The 19,190-nt window shown below is 66.5% G+C and carries 16 protein-coding genes; 10 read left to right on the top strand and 6 right to left on the bottom strand.

The annotated features are described in order from the left end of the window. Positions 1 to 49: 49 nt before the first annotated feature. Positions 50 to 1,213 (bottom strand): glycerophosphodiester phosphodiesterase, encoded by a 1,164-nt coding sequence (locus tag ACSQ3O_RS07905; RefSeq protein WP_436138440.1) that lies wholly within the window; start codon positions 1,211 to 1,213, stop codon positions 50 to 52. A gap of 252 nt (positions 1,214 to 1,465) precedes the next feature. On the opposite strand from ACSQ3O_RS07905, the gene gdhA reads away from it, so the two are divergent. Further along, complete coding sequence (gdhA, locus tag ACSQ3O_RS07900; RefSeq protein WP_436138439.1) at positions 1,466 to 2,809, top strand: NADP-specific glutamate dehydrogenase; 1,344 nt, start codon at positions 1,466 to 1,468, stop codon at positions 2,807 to 2,809. A gap of 143 nt (positions 2,810 to 2,952) precedes the next feature. Beyond that, positions 2,953 to 3,786: an alpha/beta hydrolase gene (locus ACSQ3O_RS07895; protein WP_436138438.1), complete on the top strand. Its 834-nt coding sequence runs from the start codon at positions 2,953 to 2,955 to the stop codon at positions 3,784 to 3,786. A gap of 31 nt (positions 3,787 to 3,817) precedes the next feature. Here ACSQ3O_RS07895 and ACSQ3O_RS07890 read toward each other — a convergent pair whose 3' ends face one another. Then, a complete protein-coding gene (locus tag ACSQ3O_RS07890) occupies positions 3,818 to 5,161 on the bottom strand; it encodes a serine hydrolase domain-containing protein (protein ID WP_436138437.1) in 1,344 nt (447 codons plus the stop codon). A gap of 189 nt (positions 5,162 to 5,350) precedes the next feature. Between ACSQ3O_RS07890 and ACSQ3O_RS07885 the strand changes: the two genes are divergently transcribed. From ACSQ3O_RS07885 to ACSQ3O_RS07870, 4 genes are all read left to right on the top strand, one after another. Beyond that, positions 5,351 to 6,595, top strand: a complete 1,245-nt coding sequence (locus ACSQ3O_RS07885) for a multidrug effflux MFS transporter (protein WP_436138436.1) — start codon at positions 5,351 to 5,353, stop codon at positions 6,593 to 6,595. A gap of 13 nt (positions 6,596 to 6,608) precedes the next feature. Next, positions 6,609 to 7,607, top strand: coding sequence for a tRNA (adenosine(37)-N6)-dimethylallyltransferase MiaA (gene miaA / locus ACSQ3O_RS07880; protein WP_436141090.1), 999 nt, complete (start codon positions 6,609 to 6,611; stop codon positions 7,605 to 7,607). Next, positions 7,604 to 8,263 (top strand): ABC transporter ATP-binding protein, encoded by a 660-nt coding sequence (locus tag ACSQ3O_RS07875; protein ID WP_436138435.1) that lies wholly within the window; start codon positions 7,604 to 7,606, stop codon positions 8,261 to 8,263. Before miaA ends, ACSQ3O_RS07875 begins: the two co-directional genes overlap by 4 nt. Positions 8,264 to 8,493: 230 nt before the next feature. After that, positions 8,494 to 9,690, top strand: a complete 1,197-nt coding sequence (locus ACSQ3O_RS07870) for a helix-turn-helix transcriptional regulator (protein WP_436138434.1) — start codon at positions 8,494 to 8,496, stop codon at positions 9,688 to 9,690. 27 nt (positions 9,691 to 9,717) lie between these two features. Here the strand turns inward: ACSQ3O_RS07870 and ACSQ3O_RS07865 are convergent, their stop codons facing one another. Continuing rightward, on the bottom strand, positions 9,718 to 10,146 hold the full coding sequence (locus ACSQ3O_RS07865) for an Hsp20/alpha crystallin family protein (protein ID WP_436138433.1): 429 nt from the start codon (positions 10,144 to 10,146) through the stop codon (positions 9,718 to 9,720). Positions 10,147 to 10,306: 160 nt separating this feature from the next. On the opposite strand from ACSQ3O_RS07865, the gene ACSQ3O_RS07860 reads away from it, so the two are divergent. From ACSQ3O_RS07860 to ACSQ3O_RS07845, 4 genes are all read left to right on the top strand, one after another. Next, positions 10,307 to 12,961: an ABC transporter permease gene (locus ACSQ3O_RS07860; RefSeq protein ID WP_436138432.1), complete on the top strand. Its 2,655-nt coding sequence runs from the start codon at positions 10,307 to 10,309 to the stop codon at positions 12,959 to 12,961. Positions 12,962 to 13,086: 125 nt separating this feature from the next. After that, the gene (locus tag ACSQ3O_RS07855) at positions 13,087 to 13,572 is read left to right on the top strand and encodes a DUF4279 domain-containing protein (protein WP_137746283.1); all 486 of its coding nucleotides are present in this window, start codon (positions 13,087 to 13,089) and stop codon (positions 13,570 to 13,572) included. 117 nt (positions 13,573 to 13,689) lie between these two features. Further along, positions 13,690 to 14,745, top strand: coding sequence for a PLP-dependent cysteine synthase family protein (locus ACSQ3O_RS07850; RefSeq protein ID WP_436138431.1), 1,056 nt, complete (start codon positions 13,690 to 13,692; stop codon positions 14,743 to 14,745). Between the two features lie 63 nt (positions 14,746 to 14,808). Further along, positions 14,809 to 15,927 (top strand): lipocalin-like domain-containing protein, encoded by a 1,119-nt coding sequence (locus ACSQ3O_RS07845; RefSeq protein ID WP_436138430.1) that lies wholly within the window; start codon positions 14,809 to 14,811, stop codon positions 15,925 to 15,927. 56 nt (positions 15,928 to 15,983) lie between these two features. Here ACSQ3O_RS07845 and ACSQ3O_RS07840 read toward each other — a convergent pair whose 3' ends face one another. The 3 genes from ACSQ3O_RS07840 to ACSQ3O_RS07830 form a co-directional block, all read right to left on the bottom strand. Next, positions 15,984 to 16,985: a branched-chain amino acid ABC transporter permease gene (locus ACSQ3O_RS07840; protein ID WP_436138429.1), complete on the bottom strand. Its 1,002-nt coding sequence runs from the start codon at positions 16,983 to 16,985 to the stop codon at positions 15,984 to 15,986. 12 nt (positions 16,986 to 16,997) lie between these two features. Next, positions 16,998 to 17,882 carry a branched-chain amino acid ABC transporter permease gene (locus tag ACSQ3O_RS07835; RefSeq protein ID WP_137746279.1) on the bottom strand — a complete coding sequence of 295 codons (885 nt, stop codon included), beginning with the start codon at positions 17,880 to 17,882 and terminating at the stop codon, positions 16,998 to 17,000. Between the two features lie 101 nt (positions 17,883 to 17,983). Then, positions 17,984 to 19,180 carry an ABC transporter substrate-binding protein gene (locus tag ACSQ3O_RS07830; protein WP_298448653.1) on the bottom strand — a complete coding sequence of 399 codons (1,197 nt, stop codon included), beginning with the start codon at positions 19,178 to 19,180 and terminating at the stop codon, positions 17,984 to 17,986. Positions 19,181 to 19,190 lie beyond the last annotated feature (10 nt).

Raw genomic sequence — 19,190 nt, 5'->3', positions numbered from 1 at the left:
GGAGCGTCCCCCTCGGGGGAAGGCGCGCAGCGCCACAGGGGGGCTTCACTCAATTATCCCGCGCCGCCTTGGCCGTATCCGGGAAGTCGCTGAACAAACCATCCACACCCAGGTTGTAGAACAGCTTGTATTCAGCCTTGGGGTCGCCCTTGAAGTCCGAGGCCAGGCGCCGGGCTTCGCTGCGGAAGGTGTAGGGGTGCACCATCAGGCCCTCGGCGTGGGCGTTTTTCACCACGTCGGTGGGGGGCATCATCACGCGGTCGCGGTCGTCGATCTTGCCGTCGCCGTTCAGGTCGTCGGGCTTGCCGTCCTTGTTGGCGTCCACTTGCTTGGAGGGGATGAGGTACGGCTTCCAGGGGCCGATGCCGTCGGCGTAGGTCTTGACTTCCTTCAGGCCTGCGGGGGTGAGCAGGCTGGCAAAGGTGCGCTTGTCACCGGCCACGGCGAAGTCGTAGGGCTTGTCGTAGGGGGCCGTGAGGTCCATGCTGCCGTCGGCGTTCACGTCGTTGGCGTCCACCAGTTGCACCAGGCGGATCTGCGTCTTGGTGCGCAGGTATTTGAGGTTGGACACCTCGAACGACTGCACGATGACGGGCGAGGTCTTGCTGGTGTAGCCGTACTGGGCCAGCACGTCCAGCAGGCGGTCTTCCAGCTTCAGGCCCAGGTTGACGTGGTAGGTGGGGTGCTTGGTTTCGGGGTACACGCCCACGGTGCGGCCGGCCTTGGCGCCTTCGCTCTTGGCCAGGTCGAGCACTTCCTGCAGCGTGGGGATCTGGTACTTGCCGTTGTACGACTGGTCGCGCTCGGCCATGGGCTGGATGGCGCGCAGGGTCTTGATTTCGGCCAGGGTGAAGTCCGAGGCAAACCAGCCTTCTTCCTCCACGCCGTCCACCATCTTCTTGGTCTTGCGGCCGGCAAATTCAGCGCGGGTAGACACGTCGGTGGTGCCGGTGATGTTGGGCTCGTGGCGGGCAATCAGCACGCCGTCCTTGGTGGCCACCAGGTCGGGCTCGATGAAGTCGGCACCCAGCTCGACGGCGCGCTTGTAGCTCTCCAGCGTGTGCTCGGGCAGGTAGCCGCTGGCACCACGGTGGCCGATGACCAGGGGCTTGTCGCCGTTCAATGTGGGGTAAGGGCTGTCGTTGCTGCCGCCGCAGGCTGCCAGCATGGCTGCCACGGCCAAAACTCCCCACTTCGCACCAGAAATGTGCATGCTCTTCTCCTCGTTGTGTTTAGAACCGCCGAACTGTGGGCCAGCCTTGTGACAAGGCCGTGACGCCCTTCTTGCCAACCGGTGACGGTTTTGTGCCGCTCACCAGATGCACCAACATGTGGCAAGTCACCTGCCACATTCCCCACCATTGTGCGCAGTCATGCGCATAAACGTATAACTTTTGAACATAATTCGATGTTGCAGTGCGCCATGCCTGCACACGCTCTTGATCTTCTGAAAGTCTTTTGAAACATGAAACACGCGTCCGCAGGCAGCTTCCTTTCCCACGTCGCCCTCCGCAATCCGGGTCAGCCCGAATTTCTGCAGGCCGTCACCGAAGTCATGGAGAGCTTGTGGCCATTCATTACCGAGCACCCCCGCTATGCCGAACACGGCCTGCTGGAGCGGCTGGTGGAGCCCGAGCGCATCGTGATGTTTCGTGTGTCGTGGGTGGACGACCACGGCACGGTGCAGGTCAACCGGGGCTACCGCATCCAGCACAGCATGGCGATCGGCCCGTTCAAGGGTGGCATCCGCTTCCACCCCTCGGTGAACCTGTCGGTGCTCAAGTTTCTGGCGTTTGAGCAGACCTTCAAGAACGCGCTGACCACGCTGCCCATGGGCGGCGGCAAGGGCGGCAGCGACTTCGACCCCAAGGGCCGCAGCCCCGGTGAAGTGATGCGGTTCTGCCAGGCCTTTGTGTCCGAGCTGTTCCGCCATGTGGGCGCAGACACCGATGTGCCCGCAGGCGACATCGGCGTGGGCGGCCGCGAGGTGGGCTTCATGGCGGGCATGATGAAAAAGCTCTCCAACCGGTCGGACTGCGTGTTCACCGGCAAGGGCCTGTCGTTCGGCGGCTCGCTGATCCGCCCCGAGGCCACGGGCTATGGCACGGTCTACTTTGCGCAAGAGATGCTGCGCGCCAACGGCCGCTCGCTGGACGGCCTGCGCGTGTCGGTGTCGGGCTCGGGCAATGTGGCGCAGTACGCGGTGGAAAAGGCCCTGCAGCTGGGCGCCAAGGTGGTCACCGTGTCGGATTCGAGCGGCACCATCGTGGACGAGGACGGCTTCACGCCCGAAAAGCTCGCCATCCTGATGGACGTGAAGAACCACCACTACGGCCGCGTGAGCGACTATGCCGAGCGCACCGGTGTGAAGTTTGAGGCCGGTGTGCGCCCCTGGCATGTGCCGGTGGACGTGGCCCTGCCCTGTGCCACCCAGAACGAGCTGGACGCGCGCGACGCCGCCACCTTGATCAAAAACGGCGTGGTCTGCGTGGCCGAGGGGGCCAACATGCCCTCGACCATCGAGGCTGCCAAGGCTTTTGAAGCCGCTGGCGTGCTGTATGCGCCCGGCAAGGCCAGCAACGCAGGTGGCGTGGCCACCTCGGGCCTGGAGATGAGCCAGAACGCCGCCCGCCTGGCCTGGCCGCGCGAGGAGGTCGATGCGCGCCTGCTGCAGATCATGCAAGGCATTCACGCCGCCTGCCTGCGCTATGGCAAACATGCCGATGGCCGTGTGAGCTACGTGGACGGCGCCAACATCGCGGGCTTTGTGAAGGTGGCCGACGCGATGCTGGCGCAGGGCGTGGTCTGAGCAAACGCCCGCAATTCCCCCGCAAATGAGGGGAAAAGACAGGGGATAAACCACCATTGGGCGGCGTTCTTCGCACAATGGGCACAGAGCGTGCATGGGGGGAAGGACAGAACTTTCCGGCATGGCGCCGATCTGTCCTCCTCATGAAACGCACCCCTGTCCTGATCTCCCTGGCGCTGACCGTCGCCGTCCTGGCGGGCTGCGCCACCCTCGACGCCAAGCAGCGCGAGTGGATCTTCCAGCCCAGCGACCGCAGCTGGGGCGGCGCGCCCTCTACCGAGGGCATGGAGGATGTGTGGATCGACTTCCAGTCCGACACCAGCGGCAAGGCCGAGCGCCTGCACGGCCTGTGGCTGCCCCACGAGCGCAAGGATGCGCCCGTGCTGCTGTACCTGCATGGCGCACGCTGGAACGTGGCGGGCTCATCCAACCGCATCCGGCGCATGCAGGAGCTGGGTTTTTCGGTGCTGGCCATCGACTACCGGGGATTTGGCCGCAGCAGCGCGGGCCTGCCGTCTGAAGCCACCGCCGCCGAGGATGCCCGCGCCGCCTGGGCCTGGCTGGCGCAGCAAAAACCGGACAAGCCCCGCTACATCTTTGGTCACTCGCTCGGCGGCGCCATTGCCATCGACCTGGCGCGCCAGGTGCAGGACGAGCAGGGCACCATCGTCGAAGGCACCTTCACCAGCATCCCTGAAGTGGTCAGCACCTTCAAGTGGGGCTGGCTGCCGGTGTCGGGCCTGATCACCCAGCGGTTTGAATCGGTGCGCAAGGTGGCTGAGATCGGCTCGCCCCTGCTGGTGGTGCATGGCAGCGAAGACCGCCTCATCCCGCCCAGCCTGGGCCGCAAGCTGTACGAGGCGGCGGCCGAGCCCAAGCGGTTTGTGCTGGTGGAGGGTGGCTCGCACCACAACACCAACGCCGTGGGCCAGGGCCTCTACCGCGAGGCCATGGTGGCCCTCTTCAAGCTGAAGTAAGCGCCAAGGCCGAAGCCCAGGCGCTGCCACCTCAGCGCCGCACCGCCTGCGCCAGTGCCGCCCAGGCCTTGAGCGTGAGCGGGTGGGTGAAGGCCGCGCCCGCCACCGGGTGCGACGAGAGCTTGATCACCACCATCTCGGCAGCAGGGTTCACATGGATGAACTGGCCGTGGATGCCTGCGGCTTCGTAGGCGCCGTCGGCGTTGTGCAGCACCCACCACTGGTTGCGGTAGCTGTAGCCGGGGCGAAACGCCATGCCACCCATCTTGAACTTCTCGCGGTCGCCGCCCTTGGCGGTGTCGTCGATCACGGCCTTGTCAAACACCTTCTGGCCGTTGTAGCTACCGCCCAGGCGCAGCATTTCGCCAAACCGCGCCAGGTCGCGCGCCGTGGCATTGAGCCCCGCGCCCTGCAGCGGCGTGCCCACGCTGTCCACCATCACGTGGGCGTCTTCCTCCATGCCCAGCTTCTGCCAGATGTTCTCGCTCATCAGCTCGGCCCAATGTTTGCCGGTGGCGCGCGAGACGATCCAGCCCAGCACCTCGGAATGCACGGTGCGGTACACAAAACCCGCGCCGTGTTCGCCTTCCTTCTTCAGGGTCTTGAGGAAGTCATACACATTGGTCGGCCCCTGGTAGCCCGGCGGGCGCGGCAGCATGCCGCTGGACCAGCTGTAGCCAAAGATCTCGGTGGTGGGGTCGGTGTAGACCTCGCGGAAACGCACGGCGCCCGTCATGTCCATCACCTCGCGCACCTTCATGTCGCCCCAGGCCGAGTCGGCCAGCTCGGGCACATACTTGGTGACCAGCGCGTTGGGGTCGATCTTGCCCTCGTGCGCCAGTTGCGCCGCCATGAGCCCGGTGAACGACTTGGTGACCGAGAACAGCAGGTGCGGCGTGTACGGCTTCATCTGGTTGTCGTAGCGCTCGTACACCACGCGGCCCTTGTGCATCACCACCAAGGCGTCGGTGTAGGTGCGGGTGAGCCACTGGTCCACCGTGATGGGCTGGCCCTTGTCGTCGTCAAACACCACGCCGCCCAAGGGTTTAGGGTCTGCAGGCAAGGCCGATGCGGCCGCCCCGCCCCGGCGGATGTTGTGCGTGGGCTGCAGCTCGCGCAGGTGCTGCAGCGCCCAGCGCATCTGGGGGTATTTGAAGGAATTGCTCAGGTCCACCCGCTGCGCGCCCTCGGGCGGGAAGGTGGTCATGTAGCCCAGCTTGTCGAGTGTCACGCTCTCGGGTGCGGGCAAGGCCGGGGCCTGTGCCTGGGCGGCCAAGGCCGTGCCCAGGGTGGCCAGCGCCAGTGCGCTGCGCAGCCGGATGGCCACGGCAGGGCGCCAGCCCTGGGCCCTGGGGAGGGGTTTGATCTTGTGCATGGGATGTCTCCTGGATTGTTGTGTTGTGGTGCGGCGGCCTGGGCCCGGCCAGCCGCACCACCATGGTGCTGCGCCACCGGCCCCGCCCACTGTCACCCGCGCGACGCGCATCACACACCATTTCTCACAGCCTCTCACCAGCCCCGGCCCGCCGGGCGCGGGCGCCCCTTCTGGTACCCTCAGACAGATATGTCTGCCCCCTCCGCCACCGCTGTGCCTGCGGCGCACGCCCCTGTCTCGATCCATCCCGGCCTGGCCATCCTGGTGCTGGCCCTGCTGCTGTCCATCCAGCCCGTCACCACTGACCTCTACCTGCCTGCCCTGCCTGCGCTCACCCGCAGCCTGGGCGCACCGCTCTCGGCGGCGCAGCTCACCCTGAGCGGCCTGCTGCTGGCGTTTGGCTGCTCACAAATGGTGTGGGGCCCGCTGTCCGACCGCTTTGGCCGCCGCCCCGTGCTGCTGGCAGGCCTGGCCATCTACACCGTGGCCTCGGTGGGCAGCGCGCTGGCGCCCAGCATGGCGCTGCTCATCGTGTGGCGCATTGCCCAGGGCGCGGCCATGGGCGCGGTGGTGATGTGCGCACGCGCCATCGTGCGCGACCTGTACACGCCGCTCGAAGGCGCGCGCGCCATGTCCAAGGCGCTCACCGGCCTGGGCATCGTGGCCTGCATCTGCGCGCCGCTGGGCGGGCTGCTGAGCGAGTGGCTGGGCTGGCGCGCCGCGCTGTCCGCCTTGACCGTGTACGCGATCGTTACCCTGGCCCTGGTGGCCCTGCGCATGCCCGAGACGCTGGCGCAGCGCAACCCGCTGGCCCTGCAGCCGCGTGCGCTGGTCGGCACCTGGCTGCATGTGCTGAAGAGCCCCACCTTCTGGGCGTTTTCGCTGCAGACCACGGCCACCTATGGCGGGCTGTTCACCTTTCTGGCGGCGTCGTCGTTTGTGTATATCGACGTGCTGGGCCTCACACGCACGCAGTACGGCTGGACCATGGCCTCGGCCTGCGCGGCCTACCTGGGCGGCACCTTCCTGTGCCGCCGCCTGCTGGCCCGCCATGGGCTGCAGCGCACGGTGGCCATTGCCGGGGGCCTGAGCGTGGCGGGCGGCACGCTGATGGCACTGGTGGCCTGGATGGGCTGGCACCACCCCTGGGCATTGCTGCTGCCGTTCTACCTGTTCATGCTGGGCCATGGCATCCACCAACCCTGCGGGCAAAGCGGGGCCGTGGGGCCGTTTCCGCAGGCGGCGGGCGTGGCGTCGGCCCTCAACGGTTTCATGATGATGCTGGCGGCCTTTGCGATTGGCGGCTGGCTCGGCCAGCGGCTGGACGGCACGGTGTGGCCGCTGGTCAACGGCATCTGGTTCTGGTCGGTGGTGCTGGCCATCATCTCGTGGACGCTGGTGCAGAAGTTTGGAGCCGCCCGTGACCGCGCCTGAGACCCAAGATAGCCTGCCAGACCACCTCCCGGCCATCGCCCTGGCAGGCCCCACCGCATCGGGCAAGACCGCCGGGGCCCTGGCCCTGGCCGCCGTGCTGGGCAAGCAAGGCCAGCCCGTCGAGATCATCAGCGTGGATTCGGCCCTGGTGTACCGGGGCATGGACATTGGCACCGCCAAGCCCACGCCGGAGGAGCGCGCTGCCGTGCCGCACCACCTGATCGACATCCGCGACCCGCTGCAGGCCTACAGCGCCGCCGAGTTTGTGCAGGACGCCACCCAGCTGATGGCCGAGATCCGCGCCCGTGGCGCCCTGCCACTGCTGGTGGGCGGCACCATGCTGTACTTCAAGGCACTGTTCGACGGCATCGACGACATGCCCGCTGCCGACCCCGAGGTGCGCGCCAAGATCGAGGCCCAGGCCGCCGAGCAGGGCTGGCCCGCCCTGCACGCCGAACTGGCGCGGGTGGACCCGGTCACGGCCGCGCGCCTGGCGCCCGGCGACAGCCAGCGCATCCAGCGCGCGCTGGAGGTGTGGCAGGTGTCCGGCCAGCCGCTGTCGAGCTTTCACACTACAAAAAAAGGAGCTAACAACGCTTTACCAGAGCGCGGGAAAGCCCTTTTTTCCTTGGAACCTGACGACCGGGCCTGGCTGCACGGGCGCATTGCCCAGCGTTTTGACGCCATGCTGGCCGGTGGCTTCATCGACGAGGTGAAGGCCCTGCGCGCGCGCGGCGACCTGCACCCGGACCTGCCCTCCATGCGCTGCGTGGGCTACCGCCAGGTGTGGGACGAGCTGGACTTTCTGGCCGCGCAGGCGCCCGGCCGCCCCATCAACATGGGCCTGCTACGCGAGCGCGGCATTGCCGCCACGCGCCAGCTGGCCAAGCGCCAGATCACCTGGCTGCGCAGCATGCCCACACGCCACGCCATCGCCTGCGACCACCCCCACGCCGTGGCCCAGCTGGTGCAGGCCGTGCTGCAGCGGCTGGCGCAGCGCGCCCCATCATGACCCTGCTACGCGTGGACGGCCTGGGCAAACACTATGGCGGCACGCCGGTGTTTGCCAACGTGCACTTCAGCGTGGCGCCCGGCGAGTTTGTGGCCATCGTGGGTGACTCGGGCGTGGGCAAGTCCACACTGCTCAACTGCCTGGCGGGCCTCGATAGCTGGGACACCGGCAGCATCACCCACGGCAACACCGACCTGGGCCAGCTGGACGACACCGCCCGCGCGCTGTGGCGGCGCGGCCACGTGGGTTTTGTGTTCCAGGCCTTCCACGTGCTGCCGCACCTGGACGTGGCGCAGAACGTGGCCCTGCCGCTGATGCTGCTGGGCAAGACCGGTACCGAGCCCGAACGCGTGCAGCACATGCTCGATGCCGTAGGGCTTGAAGGCCTGGGCGCCCGCCTGCCGCAGCAGCTCAGCGGCGGCCAACTGCAGCGCGTGGCCATCGCCCGCGCCCTGGTGCACCGCCCCGCCCTGCTGCTGGCCGACGAGCCCACCGGCAACCTCGACCCCACCACCGCCACCCGCGTGATGGACCTGCTGCTGGCGCAGACGCGCGAGCATGGCGCATCGCTGGTGCTGGTCACGCATTCGGATGCAGCGGCGGCGCGGGCGGACCGGGTGCTGCGCCTTACCGCAGACGGCATCGCCCCCCACTGAAGCTGCGCGCCAGGCCTGCAGCGGCACAACAGCCGGGGTACACGGGTTGCCCCGCGCACCCCGGATGCGGCAGCCCCACCAGGAACCCTGTGCCTTGCATTCCAGCCCACGCGCATCGCCGCAGGCGCCCGGCACATGCGCCTTTGTATCCATTCGTGTTGTCCTCGGCATCCCCCAAACGTATGATTTGGCAGACTGCACGGCCCGATCGCCCCCCGGAACGAGGACCCATGACCACGCTGCCGACCTACGCCCACAACGACATCGGAATGCCAGGCCTGATCAGGAGCGTCTACGACGCCGCGCTGGACGCGAGCCGGTGGCAGGAATTTTTGGCGCGCTTTGCGGCCGAGTTCTCGTCGCAGACCACGATGATCTTTGGGCAGGATTTCTCTGACGGATCGGTGGAGGTGACGGGTGGGATGACCTCGCTCGCCGCCCACCATGGGGTGGATGAAGAGTCCATGGCCAGCTTTGCGGCCCACTACTGCCGCACCAATGTCTGGACGCAGGATGAGCGCATGCACCACGAGGGCTGCATCGTCAATGGGTCCAAGTTTTATCCGGACAAGCATTTGCCGCGCACCGAATGGCATTGCGACTGGCTGCGCCCGCTCGACCTGTTCTACACGCTGGCTGCGGTGGTTGAAAAACGCCGTCATCGCTCCTTCAACGTCACGGCCGTGCGCAGCAAGCGCTGCGGCCCCTACACGGACGATGAAGAGCTGCGGCTGCAGTCGCTGGTGCCGCACCTGCAGACGGCGTTTGCGCTGCACCGGCGCCTGCACCGCGCCGAGGCCCTGGCGAATGCATCGCTCTCGGTGATGGAAAGCCTGCCCATGGGCGTGGTGCTGCTGGGCGAAGGCGCCTGCCTGCTGCACGCCAACGGCCGCGCGCACACGCTGGCCCGGTCCAGCGGGCTGCTGGGCATCAACGAACGTGAGGGCCTGCACGCCACACAACACGCAGACGACCAGCGCCTGCAGGCCGCCATGCGGGCGGTGGTCTCGACACCGACCGGCGCCCCCATGCACGCGGGCACCGGCCTGCGGCTGCGCGGCCTCACAGGCAACGAGCTGCATGTGATGGTGGCACCGCTGCCGCATTGGTCCGAGCCCTTTGGCGCCCATGCCTGCGGCGCGGTTTTCATCAGCAACCCCGACAGCGCACTGCAGTCGCTCGAAGGGGTGCTGCGCAGCCTGTATGGCCTTACGCCAGCCGAGGCCCGTCTGGCCCAGGCGCTGGTCAACGGGCTCTCGCTGCAGGAATATGCCGACCAGCAGTCGGTGTCCATCCACACCGTGCGCAGCCAGTTCCGCACCATCGCCACCAAGGCGGGCGTGGGGCGCCAGACAGATTTTGTGCGCACCGTGCTCACAGGCCCCGCCATGCTGCGACGGGCCGATGCCGCCATGGCCATGCCCTGACGTGCTGGCACGGCCCAGGCCTGGCGGTCACTCGATGTGCAGCCGCTGCGCCGCCTTGTTCACCTTCTTGGGCAGGTTCAGCGTCAGCACGCCGTTGTCGTACTTGGCCTTGGCCTGTGCGGCATCCACATCGGCGGGCAGCTGGAAGCTGCGGGCCACGGCGCCGTAATAGCGCTCGCTGCGCAGCAGCTTTTCGCCTTCGCGCTTTTCGTCGTGCTGGCGCACCTCGGCGCGCAGGCTCACCACGTTGCCTTCGAGCGAGACATGGATGTCCTCCTTGGCCACGCCAGGCACTTCGGCCTGCACCGTGTAGCCGCCTTCGGTCTCTTTCACATCCACCTTGATCTGGCTGGGTGATGGCAGGTTGTCGCCATGCAGCGGGCGCACATAAAAGCCGGGGGCAACGTCCTTGAAGAAGTCGTCGAACAGACTGCCACGGGTCACAAGAGAGTTCATGGTTCTTTGCTCCTGAAAAGGGGTTGAAACGGACAACTGAGCCTGCGCAGGAGGGCGGGCCCTGGCTCCAAGATAGGCCTGCGGTATCGCGTCTTCAAGGGGGTTGAAATGCAAGGCTGATGTGCATCAAAAACCCAGGCTCCCAAAGCCTGCGGCCACAATGCAACCCATGCTCGCCCTGCTCCGCACCTTCTCCTGGCAAGACCTGCGCCACCACCCCTGGCGCAGTGCCGCAGCGGTGGCGGCCGTGATGCTTGGCGTGGCGCTGGCGTTTGCGGTGCATGTGATCAATGCGTCGGCACTGGACGAGTTTTCGCAGGCCGTGCGCGCCGTCAACGGCCAGCCCGACCTGGAGCTGCGCGCCATGCAAGGCCCCCTGCCCGAGGCGCTGTACGAACGCCTGGCCACCGACCCGCAGGTGGCCCGCGCCAGCCCGTTGCTGGAGCTGTCGGCAGTCGCGCAGGCCGTGGATGCCGCTGCCACGCCGAACCCCACCCGCACCCCGCTGCGCGTGCTGGGCGCCGATGCCCTGTTACTGCCCCCCATGGCCCCCGCGCTCATGCCGCGCCCATGGGGTGGCACCGACCGCTTTGCGCTGTTTGCCCCCGCCACCGTGTTCCTCAACACCGCCGCGCTGCAGGCGCTGGGCCTGCCCACCAGTGGCCCGCAAGGTGACGGCCCGCCGCCCACCGTGCTGCTGATCACCGGCCTGCAGCAGCGCGTGCAGGTGCAGGTTGCAGGCACCGTGGCCGCCGGTGGCGCGCCGCTGGCGGTGATGGACATTGGCGCCGCGCAAGACCTGTTTGGCCGCCAGGGTGCGCTCACGCGCATCGACCTGCAACTGCAGCCCGGCACCGATGCCACCGCCTGGCAGCGCACGCTGCGCGCCGAGCCCGGCTGGCCCGCCAATGCCGTGTTTGCACAGCCCGGCGACGCAGCGCAGCGCATCAGCAACCTCTCGCGCGCGTACCGCGTCAACCTCACGGTGCTGGCGCTGGTGGCGCTGTTCACCGGGGCCTTTTTGGTGTTCTCGGTGCTGGCGCTCAGCGTGGCGCAGCGCGGGCCGCAGTTTGCGCTGCTGGCCGTGCTGGGCGCCACGCCGCGCCAGCGCCTGCTGCTGGTGCTGGCCGAATCGGCCGCGCTGGGGCTGCTGGGCAGCGTGCTGGGCATTGCGCTGGGCACCGCCCTGGCTGCCACCGCCCTGCAGCTGCTGGGCGGCGACCTGGGCGGCGGCTACTTTGCGGGCGTGCAGCCCGCGCTGCAGTGGAGCGCCCCCGCCGCGCTGGTGTACGGCGCGCTGGGCGTGGCCGCAGCCCTTGCAGGCGGCTGGTGGCCCGCACGCGCCGCGCAGCAACTGCCCCCGGCCCAGACGCTGAAGGGCCTGGGCACCGCTGCCAGCCAGGCCGACCGGGGCACCCTGGGCTTGGTGCTGCTGGCAGGCGGCGGGCTGCTGGCCCTGGCGCCCCCGGTGGGCGGCGTGCCGCTGGCGGCGTATGTGGCCATTGGCCTCTTGCTGGTGGGCGGCATCGCGCTGCTGCCCTGGGGCATGGCGCAGCTGCTGGCCGCATTGCAGCCACTGGCCGCGCGCCACACGCTGCCGCTGCTGGCGCTGGAGCGCGCGCGGCGCATGCGCGGCAGCGCCGCCATTGCGGTGGGCGGCGTGGTGGCATCGCTCAGCCTGGCCGTGGCGCTGACGGTGATGGTGGCCAGCTTTCGCGGCTCGGTCACCCAGTGGCTGGACGCCGTGCTGCCCTCTCCGCTGTATGTGCGCTCGGCCCTCAGCACCAGTGGCACCACCGGCACCGAGGCCGCGCTGCTGCCCGCCGGTTTTGCCGAAGCCGTGGCCCAGCTGCCCGGCGTGGAACGCGTGCAGGCCCTGCGCGCCAGCCCCGTGCAGCTCTCCCCCACCCTGCCCCCCCTGGCCATGCTGAGCCGCCCCCTGGGCGACAACCCCGCCCAAAGCCTGCCCCTGGTGGGCGAGCCCCTCAGCGTGCCTGCAGGCCGCGTGGCCGTCTACATCAGCGAAGCGGTGGTGGACCTGTATGGCGTGCGCCCTGGCATGGAGTGGCCCGCACTTTCAGAGTCTTTTAGGCCGCTTGCGCCCGATGGATATGCCCAAGCAGCTATCTTTTACATAGCAGGCGTGTGGCGCGACTACGCCCGCCAGTCCGGCGCCGTGGCCCTGGACCGCGCCGCCTGGCTGCACCTGACCGGCGACGCCCGCGCCAGCGACCTGGCCCTGTGGCCCCGCGAAGGCACCGACACCGCCGCATTGCAGGCAGCCATCCGCACCCTGGCCGCCACCCACGCAGGCCGCACAGCAGGCGCGGGCGACAACGGCGACGCCCTGGTCGAATTCGCCTCCTCCGGCGCCATCCGCGACCGCTCCCTGCGCATCTTCGACCGCAGCTTTGCCGTCACCTACTGGCTGCAGGCCGTCGCCATCGCCATCGGCCTCTTCGGCGTGGCCGCCAGCTTCAGCGCCCAGGTGCTGGCACGCCGCAAAGAGTTCGGCCTGCTCGCCCACCTGGGCCTCACGCGGCGGCAGATCCTGACCGTGGTGGCAGGCGAAGGCGCTGCGTGGACGGCCGTGGGCGCGGCGGCAGGCGTGCTGCTGGGGCTGGCCGTGTCGGTGGTGCTGGTGCACGTGGTCAACCCGCAGAGTTTTCACTGGACGATGGACTTGGCGGTGCCTGGATGGAGATTGCTCACGCTATGTGCTGCCGTTGTGGTGTCAGGCACGGTCACCGCGTGGCTGGCGGGGCGAGCGGCGGCGGTGAGGGATGCGGTTATGGCGGTGAAGGAGGATTGGTGATGCCGCATTGAGAGGCTCTGTCAGCACTACCAGCCGCCCGGTTTCCGTACCATTTTTGTCTAAGGACACCATCAACCCAAAGCCATCCGAAGGTCGATCGGGACGTCAATATTTGAAAGAAATCAATGGCCCAAATCTCAACAGCGGTCCGAAAACGCTTGAAGCGCGGCATGCGACGCCGAGAAAAAATTCTTGTCAAACCTTCGCATGTCGGCAAACACCGCCTCTATCACTTTGATGCATCGCTGCGAATCGCCGGAATTGGTGAACACCACAAAGCAATTTCGGAACGGACAGGCATTGCACCTACGCGCGCGCATCGTGAAGGCGAGACGCGATTTGCCCAGAAAAAGTGGCTAGAAGATATCTGGATACTCGAATCACCTCGAGGGGCATCGGCCTCACTGGATGAGCACATCGAATGGCTTTGGCACGCCGTTGCTCCCCATCGAGACTATTTTCAACAGCTGATTTCACAGTCATCGTCTGCTCACGTAGTTCTAGGGTGTTTTTCTGAAAGCCCATACCCTTACCTGACAGTACAACCTGATTCCTTGCGATTGCTCAGAGAGCTGAACTTGGGGATCTCGTTCAACTTCACATGCGTCTAGCCAAGACAACCGCTTAAAAGACGAATGCCCACGCCTATCGTGTCGCGCGGTACTGCTGCCCCTGCGACTCGCGGCCACAGTACCAACGGCCAATCCAACCTCCCCGACAATCCCCCCATGACCCTCCCCTCCCCCTGGCTCCACGAAGCCATCGCCCGCATCGAAGCCGACTACCAGCGCAGTGCCGACACGCACCTGATCCCGCTGCGGCTGCCCGCGTTTGCTGCGCATGGCATTGACCTGTACCTCAAGGACGAATCCACCCACCCCACGGGCAGCCTGAAGCACAGGCTGGCGCGGTCGCTGTTCTTGTATGCGCTGTGCAACGGCTGGGTGCATGAGGGCTCGACCATCGTCGAGTCGTCCAGCGGCTCCACGGCGGTGAGCGAGGCTTACTTTGCGCGGCTGCTGGGCCTGCCGTTTGTGGCGGTGATGCCCCGCAGCACCTCGCCCGAGAAGGTCGCGCAGATCGAGTTCCATGGCGGGCGTTGCCACTTTGTGGACAGCGCGGGCGCGGTGTATGACGCGGCACGAGCGATTGCCGAGGAGACGGGCGGCCACTACATGGACCAGTTCACCTATGCCGAGCGCGCGACCGACTGGCGCGGCAACAACAACATTGCCGAGAGCATGTTCACGCAGATGGCACGCGAGCCGCACCCGGTGCCGCGCTGGATTGTGGTGGGTGCGGGCACGGGTGGCACCAGCGCCACGATTGGCCGTTATGTGCGCTACCAGCGGCATGCCACGCAGGTGTGTGTGGCCGACCCGGTGGGGTCGGTGTTCAGCGCCTACCACCGCACGGGCGATGAGCTGCTCACAGCGCCGGGCTCGCGCATCGAGGGCATTGGGCGCCCGCGTGTGGAGCCGAGCTTTATCCGCACGCTGGTGGACCGCATGGTGGATGTGACGGACTGCGAATCCATTGCCGCCATGCGTGCGCTGTCGCAGCTGCTGGGGCGGCGCGTGGGGCCGTCCACCGGCACCAACTTTGTGGCCATGCTGACGCTGGCCAGCGAGATGCGCGAGCGGGGCGAGCGCGGCTCCATCCTGTCGCTGCTGTGTGATGCGGGCGAGCGCTACTTGCCCACGTATTTCGACACCGAGTGGGTGGACCGCACGTTTGGCGATTGCTCGGCCGCGCAGCAGAAGGTGGATGCGTTGATGGGCTGAGGGCCCTGCCCCACCCCGCCATTCACATTCCGCAATTCCATCCCGTACCTCGATGCCCACACCATGCACAGCTCCACACGCCGCCACTGGCTGATGGGGGCCAGCCTGCAGGCAGCCGGGCTGGGCGCGCTGCTTTGGCCGGGGGCGGCGCAAGCACTGCCTGCGCGGACGCTGGCCTTCCCGCGCGACCATGGCAGCCACCCGGAGCTGCGCACCGAGTGGTGGTACATCACCGGCCATGTGCAAGCGCAGGGGCAGCCGTGGGGCTTTCAGCTCACGTTTTTCCGGTCACGGGTGGACGCGACGCAAAGCCTGCAATCGGCTTTTGCGGCCAAGCAGCTGCTGTTTGCGCATGCTGCCATCACCGATGTGAAGGGCCAGCGCCTGCGGCACGACCAGCGCATTGCGCGTGCGGGCTTTGGCGTGGCGCAGGCCAGTGAGGCGGACACGCACATCCGCCTGCAGGACTGGACGCTGGAACGCAGCGACACGGCGCGTGAAAAGCCAGATTTCATGACCAGTCGATACACCACGCGCATCACCGGCAGCGAGCTGGGGCTGGAGCTGCAGTTCGACAGCACACAGCCGGTGCTGCTGCAGGGCCAGCAAGGCCTTTCGCGCAAGGGGCCGGATGCGGCGCAGGCCAGCTACTACTACAGCCAGCCGCAGCTGGCCGTGAGCGGGCACCTGACGGTGGCGGGCCGCCGCATGGCAGTGGAGCCAGGCACCGGCCGCGCGTGGATGGACCACGAGTGGAGCGAGGCGCTGATGCACCCCGAGGCCCAGGGCTGGGACTGGATTGGCATGAACCTGGCCAATGGAAGCGCGCTCACGGCCTTCCGACTGCGGCGCTCAGATGGGTCGGCGCTGTGGGCGGGCGGGTCATGGCGGGCACCTGGGCAGCCCATACAGGTGTTTGGCGCGCAGGCCGTGGTGTTCACCCCCCTGCGCACCTGGGCCAGTCCGCACAGCGGTGCACGCTACCCGGTGCAGTGGCGGGTGTTGACGCCCGTGGGCCAATTTGAGGTGCGTGCGCTGCTGGACAACCAGGAGCTGGACAGCAGCGGATCCAGCGGCGCGATTTATTGGGAGGGGCTGTCCGATCTGCTGGAGGGCAACGGGCAGCCCGTGGGCAGAGGCTATCTGGAGATGACCGGATATGCAAAGCCGCTGCGCCTGTGAGGGCTGCAGCTGCTTTTTTATCAAAAGATACCGCTAGAGCAGGCGGCGTCACATCCTCAATGTTTGGCGGAGCTGCCCGCGCGGCGCTGTGCCAGCCAGGCAATGATTTCGCCCATGATGCCCCGGCGGAAGGCCAGCACGCAGATCACGAAGATCAGGCCCGTGACCATGGTGACGGATTCGCCCAGGGTCTTGAACCATTCCACGCTGGTCAAGGCGGCCAGCAGGTTGCCGAATTCGCCAATCTTGTTTTCGAGCAGCACCACCACGGCCGAGCCGATGAGCGGGCCCGACAGCGTGCCGAGGCCGCCCACCAGCGTCATCAGGATGACCTGGCCCGATGCGGTCCAATGCACGTCCGACAGCGTGGCAAAGCCCAGCACCAGGGTCTTGAGCGAACCTGCCAGGCCTGCCAGCGCTGCCGACAGCACAAAGGCCAGCAGCTTGAAGCGGTGCGTGTCGTAGCCCAGCGAGATGGCGCGGGGCTCGTTCTCCTTGATGCCCTTGAGCACCTGGCCAAATGGTGAATGGATGGTGCGAACGATGAGCAAAAACGCCAGCGTCACGATTACCAGCGCCACGTAGTACATGACCAGATCACTCTGCAGGTCGATCACGCCAAACAGCTTGCCGCGTGGCACGCCTTGCAGGCCGTCTTCGCCGCCGGTGAACTTGGCCTGCAGGCAGGCGAAGAAAAGCATCTGCGCCAGCGCCAGTGTGATCATCGAGAAGTAGATGCCCTGGCGGCGGATGGCGAGCCAGCCAAAGAGCAGGCCCAGTAGCGCGCCCCCCGCCGTGCCCAGAAGCAGGCCCACCTCGGGCGTGAGGCCCCAGACCTTGATCGCGTGGCCCGCCACGTAGGCAGCGCCACCCAGAAAGGCCGCGTGGCCAAACGACAGCAGCCCTGTGTAGCCCAGCAGCAGGTTGAAGGCCGAAGCAAACAGTGCAAAGCACATGAGCTTCATCACGAAAACAGGGTAGGCACCGAGGAACGGCGCGGCAACCAGGCCCAGCAGCAGCAGGCCGTATCCGATGGGGGCAATGTTCTTGAAGTTCATGCTGGCGGCCCCTTATTTTTCTTTGCCGAACAGGCCGGCGGGGCGAATGAGAAGAACGATGACCATGATGACAAACACCACGGTGGACGATGCTTCGGGGTAGAACACCTTGGTGAAGCCTTCGATGATGCCCAGGCCCAGCCCGGTAAGAATGGAGCCCATGATGGAGCCCATGCCACCAATCACCACCACGGCAAACACCACGATGATGAGGTTCTGGCCCATGAGCGGTGTGACCTGGTACACAGGGGCCGCCAGCACCCCGGCAAACGCAGCCAGCGCTGCGCCAAAGGCGTAGGTCAATGTCACCATCACCGGCACGTTGATGCCGAAGGCCTCGACCAGACGCGGGTTTTCAGTGCCGGCGCGCAGGTAGGCGCCAAGCTTGGTTTTTTCGATCACGTACCAGGTGGCCAGACACACGACCACCGACGCCACCACAACCCAGGCGCGGTAGTTGGGCATGATCATGAAGCCGAGGTTGGTCGCGCCTTCGAGCAGCTCGGGCGTGTCATAGCCCAGGCCCGACACACCGTAGATGGAGCGGAACACGCCTTCGATCAGCAGCGTGAGGCCCAGCGTGAGCAACAGGCCGTACAGATGATCGAGCTTGTAGATCCAGCGCAGCAGCAGGCGCTCGATCAGCACTCCGAACAGCCCCACCACGAGCGGCGCCAGCACCAGCATCAACCAGTAGTTAATGCCGAAGTAGTTCATGGCCATCCATGTCAGCAACGCCCCGGTCATGAACAGCGCACCGTGCGCAAAGTTGATGACGTTGAGCAGGCCGAAGATCACGGCCAGCCCCAGGCTGAGGATTGCGTAAAACGATCCGTTGACCAGCCCCAGAAGGAGCTGGCTCAACAGGCCGGGCAATGAGACACCAAAGATTTCCATGGGAGGCAGCAGCAGGTGGAGGGGTTCAGGTCAGAGGGCGCCCGCAGGCCGGGCCCCGCCCGCAGCGGCAGGGTTGGGCCCGGGTGCGTACTCTCAGGGGTTTACTTCCAGAGCGCGCACTTGCTCTCGGCCTTGGTGGTGAACACGGAGTCACCAGGCAGCTTCTTGATCAGCTTGTAGTAGTCCCAGGGCTTGGTGGACTCTGCAGGCTTCTTCACTTCCATCAGGTACATGTCGTGCACATACCGGCCATCAGGACGAATCTGTCCCGAGGCAAAGAAGTCGTTCATCTTCATCTTGCGCCAGGTTTCCATGACCTTGTCGGCATCCACCGTCTTGGCGGCTTCCACGGCCTTGAGGTAGTTCATGGTGGCCGAGTAGTCGGCCGCTTGAATCTCACCGGGCATGCGCTTGGTCTTCTCGAAGAAGCGGGCCGAGAACTTGCGGGTCTCGTCGTTCAGGTCCCAGTACCAGCTGGTGGTGAACTGCAGGCCTTCGGTGTTGCGCAGGCCGAGGCTGTGCACGTCAGAGATGAAGATCAGCAGGCCAGCAAGCTTCATGCTCTTGCCGATGCCAAACTCCTTGGCGGCCTTGATGGAGTTGATGGTGTCGCCGCCCGCATTGGCCAGGCCCAGGATCTGGGCCTTGGAGTTCTGCGCCTGCAGCAGGAAGGACGAGAAGTCCGATGCGTTCAGTGGGTGGCGCACAGCACCCACCACATTGCCGCCCTTGGCCTTGACCACGGCGGTGGTGTCGGCTTCAAGCGCGTGGCCGAAAGCGTAGTCAGCCGTCAGGAAGTACCAGCTCTTGCCGCCGCCATCCACAATGGCAGAGCCCGTGCCCTTGGCCAGAGCCACGGTGTCATACGCATAGTGCACGGTATACGGCGAGCACTGTTCGTTGGTAAGGGCGGAGCTGGCGGCGCCGTTGTTGATGTAGACACGCTTCTTCTCCTGCGCCACCTTGGCGATGGCCAGTGCGGTGCCCGAGTTGGTGCCACCAAACACCATGGTGAGGCCCTGTGTGTCGATCCATTCGCGCGCCTTGGAGGCGGCGATGTCGGCCTTGTTCTGGTGGTCGGCGCTCATCAGTTCGATGGGCATGCCCAGCACCTTGCCACCAAAGTCATCAATCGCCATCTGGATGGCGACCGCGCCGTTCTTGCCTTCCACGTCCGCGTACAGGCTGGACATGTCGGTGATGAAACCGATCTTGACCTTGTCCTGCGCGTGCGCAGCCGAGGTGGCCAAGCCAGCAACGCCCAGCATCAGTGCCAGCACTTTGAGTTGTTTCTTCATGGATTTGTCT

Source organism: Acidovorax sp. LjRoot74 (assembly GCF_964254355.1).
GTDB lineage: Bacteria > Pseudomonadota > Gammaproteobacteria > Burkholderiales > Burkholderiaceae_C > Acidovorax.
The sequence above is the reverse complement of the archived record's forward strand: the minus strand, read 5'-3'. Positions and strand labels throughout refer to the sequence as shown.